Source organism: Cupriavidus sp. GW822-FHT02D05, assembly GCF_058802485.1.
On the sequence record NZ_JBXAOE010000001.1, the window covers coordinates 246,764 to 259,861 of the forward strand.

General features: G+C 67.3%; 12 protein-coding genes. 3 read left to right on the forward strand and 9 right to left on the reverse strand.

The window, feature by feature from the left end:
• Window positions 1-31: 31 nt before the first annotated feature.
• Window positions 32-628: a TetR/AcrR family transcriptional regulator gene (locus AC1RQK_RS01120; RefSeq protein WP_492807222.1), complete on the reverse strand. Its 597-nt coding sequence runs from the start codon at window positions 626-628 to the stop codon at window positions 32-34.
• Window positions 629-786: 158 nt separating this feature from the next.
• On the opposite strand from AC1RQK_RS01120, the gene AC1RQK_RS01125 reads away from it, so the two are divergent.
• A complete protein-coding gene (locus AC1RQK_RS01125) occupies window positions 787-1,551 on the forward strand; it encodes an SDR family NAD(P)-dependent oxidoreductase (protein ID WP_174423665.1) in 765 nt (254 codons plus the stop codon).
• 89 nt (window positions 1,552-1,640) lie between these two features.
• Here AC1RQK_RS01125 and AC1RQK_RS01130 read toward each other — a convergent pair whose 3' ends face one another.
• From AC1RQK_RS01130 to dsdA, 7 genes are all read right to left on the reverse strand, one after another.
• The gene (locus tag AC1RQK_RS01130) at window positions 1,641-1,805 is read right to left on the reverse strand and encodes a DUF2474 domain-containing protein (RefSeq protein ID WP_492371990.1); all 165 of its coding nucleotides are present in this window, start codon (window positions 1,803-1,805) and stop codon (window positions 1,641-1,643) included.
• Window positions 1,805-2,812, reverse strand: coding sequence for a cytochrome d ubiquinol oxidase subunit II (gene cydB / locus AC1RQK_RS01135; protein ID WP_492807224.1), 1,008 nt, complete (start codon window positions 2,810-2,812; stop codon window positions 1,805-1,807). Before cydB ends, AC1RQK_RS01130 begins: the two co-directional genes overlap by 1 nt.
• A gap of 5 nt (window positions 2,813-2,817) precedes the next feature.
• Window positions 2,818-4,272, reverse strand: coding sequence for a cytochrome ubiquinol oxidase subunit I (locus AC1RQK_RS01140; protein ID WP_492807226.1), 1,455 nt, complete (start codon window positions 4,270-4,272; stop codon window positions 2,818-2,820).
• 505 nt (window positions 4,273-4,777) lie between these two features.
• Window positions 4,778-6,304 carry an amidase gene (locus tag AC1RQK_RS01145; RefSeq protein ID WP_492807228.1) on the reverse strand — a complete coding sequence of 509 codons (1,527 nt, stop codon included), beginning with the start codon at window positions 6,302-6,304 and terminating at the stop codon, window positions 4,778-4,780.
• A gap of 74 nt (window positions 6,305-6,378) precedes the next feature.
• Window positions 6,379-7,557 carry a DSD1 family PLP-dependent enzyme gene (locus AC1RQK_RS01150; protein ID WP_492807230.1) on the reverse strand — a complete coding sequence of 393 codons (1,179 nt, stop codon included), beginning with the start codon at window positions 7,555-7,557 and terminating at the stop codon, window positions 6,379-6,381.
• A 135-nt stretch (window positions 7,558-7,692) separates the two neighbouring features.
• Window positions 7,693-8,673: a Bug family tripartite tricarboxylate transporter substrate binding protein gene (locus AC1RQK_RS01155; RefSeq protein ID WP_150985594.1), complete on the reverse strand. Its 981-nt coding sequence runs from the start codon at window positions 8,671-8,673 to the stop codon at window positions 7,693-7,695.
• Window positions 8,674-8,725: 52 nt separating this feature from the next.
• Window positions 8,726-10,099, reverse strand: a complete 1,374-nt coding sequence (dsdA, locus tag AC1RQK_RS01160; protein ID WP_492807232.1) for a D-serine ammonia-lyase — start codon at window positions 10,097-10,099, stop codon at window positions 8,726-8,728.
• 156 nt (window positions 10,100-10,255) lie between these two features.
• Here dsdA and AC1RQK_RS01165 point away from each other — a divergent pair, with 156 nt between their 5' ends.
• Together AC1RQK_RS01165 and AC1RQK_RS01170 are read left to right on the forward strand one after the other, a co-directional pair.
• Entirely contained in the window at window positions 10,256-11,239 is a 984-nt protein-coding gene (locus AC1RQK_RS01165) for a LysR substrate-binding domain-containing protein (protein WP_492807234.1), read from the forward strand.
• A gap of 90 nt (window positions 11,240-11,329) precedes the next feature.
• Window positions 11,330-12,085 carry a sulfite exporter TauE/SafE family protein gene (locus tag AC1RQK_RS01170; RefSeq protein WP_492371982.1) on the forward strand — a complete coding sequence of 252 codons (756 nt, stop codon included), beginning with the start codon at window positions 11,330-11,332 and terminating at the stop codon, window positions 12,083-12,085.
• 43 nt (window positions 12,086-12,128) lie between these two features.
• Here AC1RQK_RS01170 and AC1RQK_RS01175 read toward each other — a convergent pair whose 3' ends face one another.
• Window positions 12,129-13,040 (reverse strand): YihY/virulence factor BrkB family protein, encoded by a 912-nt coding sequence (locus AC1RQK_RS01175; protein WP_492371981.1) that lies wholly within the window; start codon window positions 13,038-13,040, stop codon window positions 12,129-12,131.
• Between the last annotated feature and the right edge of the window lie 58 nt (window positions 13,041-13,098).

A 13,098-nucleotide genomic window follows, 5' to 3' on the forward strand; every position in this document is an offset into this window, starting at 1 on the left:
TTGGTTTGTCTTGGGGCGCTGGCCCTTGCTGTTACTGCGGATTCGGGCCCAGGAGCATGTCGCGCGCCGCGGCCAGGATGTCTTCGGAGATGGCATCGCGCTCGGTGGCACGTGCCAGCGTCATGGCACCCACCAGCATGGCCAGTTGTCCCAGCGCCAGCTTGCGGCGCTCGGCCGGGTCGGCGTGCTCGACCGTCTTCATCCAGTCATCGACCATGACCTTGAAGCCGTCGATATAGACCTGGCGCACCGGCTTGTCCGCCGGCTCGCGGGCAATGTCTCCAGCGAGTGCCACCGCCGCGCAGCCTTCGCCGCGGTTGGCGCAATGCGCCGTGGTGAGGTAGGCCTCCACCAGGTTGGCGCGCATCGCTTGCTTGTCGCCTTTGGCGCGTTCGATGCGGCGCGACCAGCGCTGCGCGGATTCCTCGAAGGCGCGCTTGCTCGCCAGCGCGGCTAGCGCGTCCTTGGACGAGAAGTGCCCATAGAAGCCACCGTGCGTGAGGCCGGCGCCGGCCATCAGTTCGGCCACGCTCACGCCGTTCAGGCCGCGCTCGCGGAATAGCTTGGAGGAGGCCTGCTCGATGGCTTCCCTATGCTTGTCGGCCTGCTCTCGTGATGCGCGCGCCATATTGATCTCTCCTGCTGAAACTTTGCTTGACCGGATTTTATATGACGACCATAATTTATTCAATAGATGTTGGTCATCATTTAAACCGGCGTCGCCGCGCGGCATCGCAGATGCGGGCAGCGTCGCTTTTCTTTTCCTCTGTATCAGGAGAATCCGTCATGCAGAACCTGTTCGATCTCACCGGCCGCGTTGCCGTCATCACCGGCTCCACCAAGGGCATGGGCCTGGAAATGGCCCGCGCGCTGGGCGCCTCCGGCGCCGCGCTCGTGGTATCCGGCCGTGACCAGGCCGCTTCCCAGGCGGTAGCGGCCGCACTGGAGGGCGAGGGCTTCAAGGCCAAGGGCATCGCTTGCGATATCGGCAACGTGGAGAGCGTCCAGGCGTTTGCCAGGCAAGCGCTGGACGCCTACGGCCGCGTGGATGCGCTGGTGCTGAACGCCGCGGGCAGCGGCACGGCGGGCGCGCTGCTGAGCCAGGGCCCGGAAGTGTTCGAGCAGGCCATGGCGGGCAATGTGCGAGGCAACCTGGTGCTGGTCAATGCGTTGGCGCCGCAGATGATCGAGCGTGGTGACGGTGCCGTCATCTTCATGTCGAGCATCGCCGCCAAGCGCGGCTCGGCCATGCTCGGCATGTACAGCATCACCAAGGCCGCAACGGACGGAGCGGTGCGCAGCCTGGCGCTGGAGCTCGGGCCGAAGGGGATCAACGTGAATGCGATCAACCCCGGGCCGGTGCGCACGGAGTTCTCGCGCGAGGCGCTATGGGGTAACCCCGAACAGGAGGCACGCCTGGCCGCCGCAATTCCCATGCGGCGGATCGGTGAGGCGAAGGATGTAGCGGGGCTGGCGGTGTTGCTGGCATCGCCAGCCGGGCGCTTTATCCACGGCCAGAGCATTGGCGTGGATGGTGGACTTTCGGCGTGAGCCGCTGAGGGTCAAGGATCAAAGGTCAACGGTCAACGGTCAAAGGATCGCGCCCCGCAGATGCCGGGGCGCCGGGCCGCAAACGCCCCTCAGCTATGCATACCTGCCAGCCGCATCAGCAGGCGCAGCAGTAAAGCCGCCACGCCCAGCGCGGCCACGCTGGCCACCCAGATCAGCACCATCCAGCCGACCCGCTTGAGCCACGGCCTGGGCGCATCATCCGGCGGTCGCCGGCGGTGCTGCGTCGCTGGCATCAGTGATAGCCCTCGCCGTGTTTCACCTTGCCTCGGAACACGTAATAGGCCCACACCGTGTACATCAGGATGAAGGGAATGATGAACAGCGCGCCCACCAGCGCAAAGCCCTGGCTTTGCGCTGGCGAGGAGGCGTCCCAGATCGAGATATCCGGCGGCACGATATTCGGCCATACGCTGATCGCCAGCCCGCTATAGCCCAGGAAGACCAGCGCCAGCGTGTACATGAACGGCGCCAGGTGCGCATGCTGCTGCAACGAGCGGATCAGCCGGTACATGGCAAACGCCACCAGCAGCGGCACCGGCGAGAACCAGAACAGGTTGGGCAGGCTGAACCAGCGCTCGGCAATGCGCGGCTGCGACAGCGGCGTCCAGATGCTGATGACCGCGATGACAGCCAGCAACACCCAGGCCAGCTTGCCGGTGAGCTCCAGCATGCGCTCATGCAGCTTGCCTTCGGTTTTCATGATCAGCCAGGTGCTGCCCAGCACGGTGTACGCCACCACCACGCCAATGCCGCAGAACAGCGGGAAGGGCTGCAGCCAGTCTAGCGGGCCGCCCGAGAAGGTGCGCCCGGTCACCTTGATGCCGTCGATATACGCACCCAGCGAAACGCCCTGGAAGAACGCCGCCACCAGCGAGCCGCAGATAAACGCCTTGTCCCAGACGTGGCGCTCGCGGTCATTGGCCTTGAAGCGGAACTCGAACGCCACGCCGCGAAAGATCAGCCCCAGCAGCATGAAGATCAGCGGCAGGTAGAGCGCGCTGAGCACCAGCGAGTAGGCCAGCGGAAACGCGGCCAGCAGGCCCGCGCCGCCCAGCACCAGCCAGGTCTCGTTGCCGTCCCACACGGGTGCCACCGTGTTCATCATGACGTCGCGGTCATGGCGGTCCGGCACGAAGGGATACAGCATGCCGATGCCCAGGTCGAAACCGTCCATCACCACATACATCATCACGCCAAAGAAGATGATGACGGCCCAGATCAGAGAGAGGTCGATGCCCATGATGATCAGCTCCTGCTATCGGCCAGGCGGTTGGTGGAAGGGACCGCGCCAGGCACATCGCCTGGATCGTCCACCGCGGAGAGCGGTCGCGCCGGCGTGCCTTCCACAGCGTGTCCGCCGTCGGGTTCCGGATCGCCCTCATGCTCGACCGGGCCCTTGCGTACCAGCCGCATCATGTAGGCGATGCCCACGCCGAAGACGAAGAAATAAGCCACCACGAACAGCGCGAGCGAGAACGCCAGTTCCGGCACGCCGTGCGGCGAGACCGCGTCGGCGGTGCGCATCACGCCGTAGACGACCCACGGCTGGCGCCCGATCTCGGTGGTGAACCAGCCGGCCAGGATCGCGATCAACCCGGTCGGGCCCATCCATAGCGCCATGCGCAGGAACGCGCGCGCGTGGAACAGCTTGCCGCCCCGGCGCAGCAGCAGGCTCCAGAGGCCGAGCAGGATCATCAGCATGCCCAGGCCCACCATCACGCGGAAGCTCCAGAAGATGATGGTGGAGTTGGGGCGGTCCTGCGGCGCGAACTCTTTCAGGCCCTGGATCTGGCCATCCAGGCTATGGGTGAGGATAAGGCTGCCCAGGCGCGGGATTTCCACCGCGAAGCGGGTTTCCTCGCGCGCCATGTCGGGCCAGCCGAACACGATCAGCGGCAGCGGTTCGTCGCCGCGGTTTTCCCAGTGGCCTTCGAGCGCGGCGATCTTGGCCGGCTGGTGCTTGAGCGTGTTGATGCCGTGCATGTCGCCAATGACGGCCTGGATCGGGGCCACGATCAGCAGCATCCACATGGCCATCGACAGCATCTTGCGGATGGCCGGGTTATCGCGCCGGCGCAGCAGGTGCCAGGCGGCGGAGGCGCCCACGAACAGCGCCGTGGCGAGAAAGGCCGCCACGCTCATATGCAAGAGGCGGTAGGGGAACGACGGGTTGAAGATCACCGCCAGCCAGTCCACCGGCACCACGCGGCCATCGACGATCTCGTAGCCCTGCGGGGTTTGCATCCAGCTATTGGAGGCCAGGATCCACGTGGCCGAGATCAGGGTGCCGAGCGCCACCATCAGCGTGGCGAAGAAATGCAGGCCGGGGCCGACCCGGCTCCAGCCGAACAGCATCACGCCCAGGAAGCCGGCCTCCAGGAAGAACGCGGTCAGCACCTCGTAGGCCAGCAAGGGGCCGGTCACGCTGCCGGCGAAGTCCGAGAAGAAACTCCAGTTGGTGCCGAACTGGTACGCCATCACCAGCCCCGAGACCACGCCCATGCCGAAGTTGACGGCAAAGATCTTGGACCAGAAGTGATAGAGATCGCGGTAGACCGTGTTTTGCGTGCGCAGCCAGCAGCCTTCCAGCACGGCGAGGTAGCTCGCCATGCCGATGGTGATGGCTGGGAAGATGATATGGAAGGAAATCGTGAAGCCGAACTGGATCCGTGCCAGGTCGAGCGCGCTCAAGCCAAACATGTCGTGATCTCCGTGGGGCATTGGGAACAGGCTTGGCCGGCCAGTTCGGGGGCGGTCCATTCACGTTGCGTTTCAGGCGCACGCGTACATAGAGTAGACCACAGGCCGAGCGCATAGAGGTGCTCTTTTTCGTGGGCTGACTGAGGGGGCGAAAGGCCGGGGGATGTGGCTCGCAAAAGGAAACCCGCCGAGGCGGCCGGGTTTGATGCAGGGATGTCCATGGATGGGGCAGCAGTGAGGCTGGGAGATTGGCGGCATGCCATGGACAACATGCTACCGGTAGCTTGCGGTGGATAACAGAAGCAACGGCTCAGAAAAAGACCGGATCAGATTTGAGAGCGGTGTCTTGTTTCGGAAGACGGCTCAGCGGCCGAGCCGTCGCCGGGCGGGCTGCCGCCTGAGCGCTCGAAGCAAAGCCCCCGGGGACTTGCACAGGCGGAGTCCTTGCCGGGGGCGTTCGCTTCACGTCACGTTGTTGCCGCGCGCGCGGGCGGCAGCGGCTGCGCTAGACGGCCGAGACCGAAGCGGCACCGCCCGACGAGCCATCCAGCACCGGCGGCGCGGTGACGATCGACTTCAGCCCGGGCTGCGCCGCGCGCAACTGGTCCAGCCGCGGCAGTGGTCGGCGCAGTGCCTCCGACCCTGCAAAGGCTTGCTCCATGGCATGCGCCACGCCCAGCGTATGGTGATCGGCGCGGAAGCGGCCCACCACCTGCAGCCCGAACGGCATGCCGGCATGGTCCAGGCCGCAGGGCAGGCTGATGGCGGGGTGGGTGGTGAGCGTGACCACATAGGTAGGGGCCAGCCAGCGGTAGTAGTTTTCCTGCTTTTCGCCGTTGATGGTCTCGGCGTAGAGGTTGGTCCACGGGAACGGCGACACCGGCGTGGTTGGCGACAGGATCACGTCGTAGTCTTCAAAGGCGGCCTGGAAGCGGCCCAGGATGCGGGTCTGCTCGGCTTGCGCCCAGGCGCTGTCGACCAGCGACATGGCCGCGCCCATCTCATAGTTGGCGCGCGTGTTCGGGCCCAGGCTCTGCGGATCGCGCTGATAGGCCTCGTGCATGCCGGCGACAAAGCTCTCGGCGCGCAGCACGTCGAAACAGCGGTGCGCCTCGCCCAGGTCGAACTGGATCTCGTCGCAACTGCGGAACAGGTGACGCATGGCGGCGATCTTGTCGCGAAAGACCTGCCGGATCTGGTTGTCGACCGCGCACACGCCGAAATCCTCGGTCCAGCCCACCCGCAGCGAGCCCAGGTCGACATTGGCGGGCAGCAGGAACGACATCGGGTCGAGCGCATAGGTGAGCGGGTCGCTGGCCGAGACGCCGGCCGAGGCCGCCAGTTGCAGGCAGGCATCGGCCACGGTGCGGCCCATCGGGCCGACCACGGAGATGGGCGTCCAGCCCAGCAGCTTGCGCGAGCTCGGCACCACGCCAGGCGACGGGCGGAAGCCCACCACGCCGCATTTGGCGGCGGGGATGCGCAGTGAGCCGCCGGTGTCCGATCCGGTGCAGACCGGCAGCATGTCGGTCGCCAGCGCGGCAGCGGAGCCGCCCGAGGATCCCCCTGCATTCAGGTTGGGGTTGAAGGGGTTACCGGTGGCGCCCCACACCGCGTTGCGCGAGTTGGCGCCCGCGCCCATCTCGGGGATGTTGGTCTTGCCGGTGACGATGGCGCCGGCCGCGCGCAGCCGGGCCACCAGCACGTTGTCGGCGCTGGGCACGTTGTCGCGGTACAGCGGCGAGCCATAGGTGGTGAGCAGGCCGGCCGTGGCTTCCAGGTCCTTCACGCCCAGCGGCAGGCCATGCAGCAGGCCCAGCGGCGCGCCGTCGAGCACGGCGCGCTCAGCCGCGCGGGCTTCTGCGCGGGCACGCTCGTAGCAGGTGGCGGTGATGGCGTTGATAAAGGGGTTGACCGCCTCGATGCGGGCAATGCACGCCTCAAGCAGCTCAACGGGCGAGATCTCCTTGCTGCCGATCAGGCGGCGCAGCGCCACGGCGGATTGGGCAAGCAGGTTATCGGTCTGGGTCATGGTGAATTCTCTGGCAGGTAGGGGGAAGCGCCGCGCCGGCATGGCAGGTGCGGCGGCGTGGCATCCGGATCGCGCTAGCGGCTCAGCCCGCGCGCCGACACCGGCCACAAGCAGGCCACGGCCTGCCCGCGCACGCCAACGATCTCGTCGTACAGGTTGAGGGTGGGGTCGCAATGGCCAGGCACCAGCAGCACCTGGCTGCCGAGGCCCGGCAGGCCCGCCGCGCTGGTGCCGGGCACGGGCTCGACGATGCCGTGCTCGTCGTTGGCCGCCACATAGGCCAGCGCGTGGTCCTGGCCATTGGCGCCCCACACCAGCGGCAGGCCGGAATCCACCGCCATCGATTTCAGGCCCGCGTCCAGCACAACGCGCGGCGAGGGCCGCGTTGCCGCCGCCACGCTCATCACGGTGGTGGCGATAAACAGGCTGTGCTCGAAACGCAGCGCGCAGCTGTAGTCGTTGCGGCCGTAGTCGGCGTCCATGAAGATATAGGAGCCGGGCTGGATTTCGGTATAGACGCCGCTCTCCAGGTCGAACTCCACGCTGCCGCTGCCGCCGCCCGTCACCGTGGCGCAAGCCACGCCGGCCTCGGCCAGTTCGGCGACGATGTTGGCGGTACGCGCCGCGGCATCGGCTGCAGCTTGCCGGCGCGCAGCATAATCGCGCACATGCTGGATGCCGCCGTGATACGCCTGCAAGCCGCGGAACGCTAGTTGCGGGTGCGCGCCGATGGCTTGGACGAGGCGCAGCGCGGCAGGCGCGTCGGCCACGCCGCAGCGTCCCTGGCCCACGTCGATCTCGACGAACACCCCGATGCTGCTGCCGGCCTGCGCGGCGGCTTGCGCCAGCGCGGCGACCTGGCGCGCGTCATCCACGCAAACGCTCATCCGTGCATGCCGCGCCAGGCGGGCCAGCAGCGCGGCCTTGGCCGCCCCGGCAATCTCGTTGCTGATATGGATGTCCCTGACCCCAGCCTGCACGAAGGGCAGCGCCTCGCTGACCTTTTGGCAGCAGATGCCGACCGCGCCGCGCGCGATCTGCGCCAGCGCTATCTCCGGGCATTTGTGCGCCTTGGCATGCGGGCGCAGTTGCACGCCTGCGCGGTCGGCGGCTTGCTGCATCTGCGCCAGGTTGCGCTCAAAGGCATCGAGGTCGAGCATCAGCGCCGGCGTGTCGATGGCCACCGCGGGCTGGCCGACGACGGCGCAGGCGCCAAGCTGCAGGGTGGCGGAAGTGGAGTCGGGGAGCGTCATATGTCGGGCTGTCTTGGGCTGTCTCGGATCGTTCTGGAGGGCGTGGCGCCGCCTCGGGGGCGGCGGTGCTTGCGATGATGTGGGCTGGAGGCGGGCGCTGTCAAACCGAGCCCGCCACGGGCCATTTGGGTGCGCTTAGTCCGCCGTGATGTTGGCACGCTGCGCAATGGCGCGCATGCGCGGTAGTTCCTTGGTGATCAGCGCGGTCACCTCCGCGCCCGTGCCGTAGGACGGCTCGAAGCCATTGTCCAGCAGCTTCTTGCGCGTGTCCGGGTCGGCCATGGTCTCGGCCAGCGCCTTTTCCAGCTTCGCCTTCACCTCGGGCGCCAGGCCGCGCGGCGCTACCACGGCCAGCCAGGTATCCATATCGGTACCCGGGTATCCGCTTTCCGCCACGGTGGGCACGTCGGGCAGCAAGGATGAGCGCTTGGCGGTGGTGACCGCGATGGCCTTGACCTTGCCGGCGCGGATCTGCGGCACGGCGGCCGAGACGGTATCCACCGAGAACGGGATCTGGCCGCCGATCAGGTCGGTCATGGCCGGCGAGCTGCCACGGTAGGGCACGTGCAGCATCTTGATGCCAAGATCGTTCAGCAGCATCTCGCCGGCGAACTGCGCGGTGGTACCCGTGCCGAACGAGCCGTAGGAGAATTTTCCGGGGGTCGCCTTCACCGCCGCCGCGAGCTGCTTGAGGTTGTTGACCGGCACATCGCGGTTGGCCAGCAGGATCAGGCCGGTGCGCCCGGTCAGCCCGATCGGCTCGAAGCTCTTGAGCGGGTCATAAGGCAGCTTGGGATGGATGGCCGGATTGACCGTGAATGTGGTGCCCGAGCTGACCAGCAGCGTGTAGCCATCCGGCGCGGCCTTGGCCACCAGGCCGGCGCCCACGATGGTGCCGGCGCCGGGCCGGTTGTCGATCACCACGGTCTGGCCCAGGTGGTCGCCGAGCTTCTTGGCCAGCAGCCGGCCGATCACATCGGTCGCGCCGCCGGGTGGGAAGGGGATCACCATCTGGATCGGGTGCGTGGGGTAGGCCTGGGCCAGCGCGCTGCCGGCGGGCACCGCCAGGCAACAGGCGGCCAGGCATGCAAGCTTGAAGGTATGGACGGGTTTCATGCTGACTCTCCTGCGTGCGACGATGGGGGGATGGATGCTGGCGGTGAGCGGCTCAGGCCGCGAGCGCGGCCGCCTGGTCCAGAAAACCTTGGTACTCCGCTGGCGGCACGAACAGCCCGCCGGTGGTCCACACCAGATGCGTGGCTTGCGGCATCGCGGCTTCGAGCTGGTGCCGGGCCAGGTAGTCGCGCCCCGCCGGGCTCTCGCATAGCATGCGCGGCCCGCTGAAGCCGGCCGCGGCCGAGGGTTCGATGCGCAGCCCTTGCGTGCGCCATGCCATGGCCAGGTGCTCGAACAGGGTATCGTCCGCCACCGTGTACACGCCGGACAGCAGCGGGCGCATGACGGCAGCGGCCAGCTCCGAAGCGCGCGGCACGGCTAGCCCGTCGGCCTGCGTGCGGTTGCTCAGGCCAAAATCGTAGACGGACGGATTGCCTGCGCCAGCCATCATCTGCACCAGGAAGCAGGGCGACTGAGTCGGCTCGGCAAACACGCAGTGCACGTGCGGCCCAAACAGTTGCCGCATGCCGAAGGTGATGCCGGCCGGCGCGCCGCCCACGCCGCAAGGCAGGTAGACGAAGAGCGGGTGCGCGGCATCGACGCGGATCGCGTGCGCGGCGAGTTGCTGGCGCAGGTGCAGCGCCGCGGCGCTGTAGCCGAGCAGCAGCGACAGCGAGCGCTCGTCGTCCACGAAGTAGGTGAACTCGTCCTGCTGCGCCTGGCGGCGGCCGGCGGCGACGGCGTCCTCGTAGTCGCCAGCATGCTCCACGACTTCCACGCCACGGTTGCGCAGCCGCGCCTTCTTCCATGCCTTTGCATCCGAAGACATATGCACGGCCGCGCGAAAACCCAGCGCCGAGGCCATCACGCCAATGCTCAGGCCAAGGTTGCCGGTGGAACCCACCGCCACCTGGTAGCGCCCGAACAAGGCGCGCGCCGCAGGCTCCCCCAGTGCCAGGTAATGCTCCGGCCCGTTGTGGCCAGGGCCAAGCAGGCCATGGCGCAGCGCCAGGTTCTCGGCAAATTCCAGCACCTCGTGGATGCCGCCGCGTGCCTTGATGGAGCCTGCCACCGGCAGGCTGTGGTCTGCCTTGACCCACAGCTGGCCCTGGCTGTGTGGCAGCCCAAGGGCCGCCTGCATCGACGCCGCGGCCACCAGGGGCGACTCGATGACGCCATGGGTCTCGGCCAGCTCGGGAAACAGCGCCGATAGCAGCGGGGCAAAGCGGGCAAAGCGCGCCTGTGCAGCCTCGACATCAGCTAGACTAATGCTATGCTCGCCGGCGGCCTGGACGGGCGGCGGCGTCCCGGCGCGCGCCGGATTGCACCAGAACAACGGCGTGGCGGCGGCCAGGCTGGCGCGCAGCGCTGCGGCATTGTGCGGGCCGGTTGCGGTTGATGGGTTCGTGGCTAAAGGCTGGTTCATCAGAAAGGGATAGGCTGCTGCGGGTTCCTGGGTGACTTCATTGTTGGCCTGCGCGGATTCGCTGGCAATCCATTTATATTTAGCGAGGCATTAGTTTTACTAATTGTTGGCTGAGAGCAGACATGCGTATCGGCGGCCACTGATGAGCACCTTGTCATGAGCACCTTGTTATCGTCTTCCTTGCTGAGCTGGCTGCGCTGCTTCGAGGCGTCGGCGCGCCATTGCAACTTCACCCACGCGGCCACGGAACTGTGCGTGACGCAGGGCGCGGTCAGCCAGCAGGTGAAGCAGCTGGAGCAGTGGCTGGACCGGCCCTTGTTCCTGCGCACGCCGCGCGCGCTGGTGCTGACGCCCGAAGGTGAGCGGTTGCGCTTTGTGCTGCGCGAGTCCTTCCAGGCTATCGAAGGCACGCTTACCCAGCTACGCAAGCCGCGCGAGGCCGGCCCCATTGCGCTGAGTTGCGCACCGTCGTTTGCCATGCGCTGGCTGACCCCGCGGCTGGGCGATTTTTTCCGTGATCACCCCGAGGTGGGCCTGCGCGTCTATGGCGAGTTCCACGCGCTGGACCGCACCCGGATGGTGCGCGATGGCATTGACGCCGCCGTGCGCTTCGACCTGGGTGGCTACGACGACCTCAAGGCCCGGCTGTTTCTCGACGAATGGCTGCTGCCGGTGGCAAGCCCCGCCTTCCTGGCCGCGCATCCCGAGTTGCGCAGGCCGCAGGACCTGAGGGGGGCCTGGCTGCTGCACGACGTGAGCCCGTGGGACGGCGCGCAAGCCTTCGAGGAGTGGCGCCACTGGCTGCAGGTGGCGGGGGTGGAGGCAGAGGTGGGCGAACTTGACGCGGGCCAGCGCTTCAACCTGTCGCAGCTTGCCGTGGGGGCGGCGCTGGCCGGGCAGGGCGTCGCGATGGGGCGCTCGGCGCTGGTGCTGGAAGATATCGAGGCCGGCCGCCTGGTCGACCTGTTCGGCATCCATGCGCGCTCGCAGGCGTCTTACTTCTTCGTCTGCGCGCACGGGCAGACGCCGCCTATTGCCATGGTGGAGGATTGGCTGGCTGCCGAGGGCGCGCGCTTCGAAGCGGCGCGGGCCAAGGTGCTCGACGTGCAGGCACGCGGCGCGAAGGCCACCGGAAGGTGACAAAGCGCTCAATCCCCGGCATAGTTTGCGGCTTTCGTGCCGCATAGGGCGGCTTTCTGGCTTTCCGGCTTTCGGGCGTTCGAGCTACCGATGGAATTTCCTGTCCTGATCCTGGCGCTGGGCGCCATCGTGGCCGGCTTCGTGCAAGGCTTGTCCGGGTTTGCCTTCGGCATGGTGGCCATGTCCTTCTGGGTCTGGACCGTGGAGCCGCGCCTGGCCGCGGCGATGGCGGTGTTCGGCTCGCTGACCGGCCAGGTGGTGGCGGCGGTGACGGTGCGGCGCAGCTTTTCACCTCGGCAGTTGCTGCCCTTCGTGGCCGGCGGCATCCTGGGCATTCCCATTGGCGTGGCGATCTTGCCGGCGCTCAATCCCAGTGTGTTCAAGGCTTGCCTGGGCGGGCTGCTGGTCATCTGGTGTCCGCTGATGCTGATGTCCAGGCAACTACCCCACATCCGGGCCGGCGGGCGGGTGGCTGACGGCGTGATCGGCGCGGCCGGGGGCATCATGGGCGGCATCGGCGGCTTTACTGGCGTCATCCCGACGCTGTGGTGCACCCTGCGCGGGCTGGCCAAGGACGAGCAGCGCGCCATCATCCAGAACTTCAACCTGGCCACGCTGGCGGTGACCATGGCGACCTATGTCGGCACCGGCATCGTCACGCGCGACATGCTGCCCATGTTCCTGGTGGTGGGCCCGGCCATGCTGGTGCCCAGCATCCTTGGCGCGCGGCTGTACATCGGCATCAGCGAGATCGCATTTCGCAGGATCGTGCTGAGCCTGCTGACCGCATCCGGCGTGGCGCTGCTTTCTGCCTCGCTGCCGAAGCTGCTGGGGACGTTGCACTGATTGGCCATTGAGCCCTGGGCCCTGGGCTCGTGTGCGCAGCGGCTCAGGTGTGAAAGGTCTCGGTTTCGGTTTCCGCCTCCGCCTGCCCTTGCGCATCGAGGCCGCCGCGCTCGAACTCCGCGATCACCTGCGCTCCGAGCAGCAGCAAGGTGGCGGCAATCTCCAGGCTCAGCAGCACGACAATCGCGGTGGTGAGCGAGCCATACACCACGCTCACCTGCGACAGCGTGGCGAAGTACCAGACCAGCACGTGGCGCGAGACCTCCCACAGCAGCGCGGCGCTCACCGCGCCGATCAGCGCATGGCGCACAGACAAGCGGCCCACCGGCATCACCAGGTAGAGGGAGGCCAGTAGCAGGATCTCCCCCGCCAGCCCGAGCAGGTAGAGCAGGGTGCCGGAGACCCGGTCGAGTGACAGGTCGTGGCCCAGCACTTCCACATGCCGCGCGCCTAAGGCCTGCAGGCTGCCCGAGACCACCGTCACCAGCAGCAGGCCGACGCTGAGCACGACGATGTAGCAGTACGGCAGCACCGCCGATACCAGGAAGTGGCGGCGGCGGATCGCCACCCGGTGCACAAAGATCACCGACATGGCGTTCTCCAGCACCGTGAACGCCAGCGAGCTGAAAAAGATCATGCTCGCCAGCAGCACCCAGCCGATCACCCCGCGGTTCGCCAGGAAGCTGGCCAGCTCGCCCACCAGCGCGCGGGATTGTCCCGGCAGCAACCATTCCAGGTAGCGCGACAAGGTGGCCAGCAGCGATGCCGGGTCGATCACATGGGACAGCGCGATCACCATCAGGATCAGCAAGGGCACGATCGACAGCAGGGCGTAGTACGCCACCGCGCCCGCGAGCAGCAAGCCCTGGTTGGCCCGGAATTGCCGGAGCGTGCGCAGTACGAAGCGCCACGGGTGTTTCAGCACCAGTCGGGCGCGCGCGTCGAGTATCTGCATGGCAGAGGATGTGTCAGTTCGTCATGGCAGGGGCAGCAGGAAAAAGCGCAGGCCACGG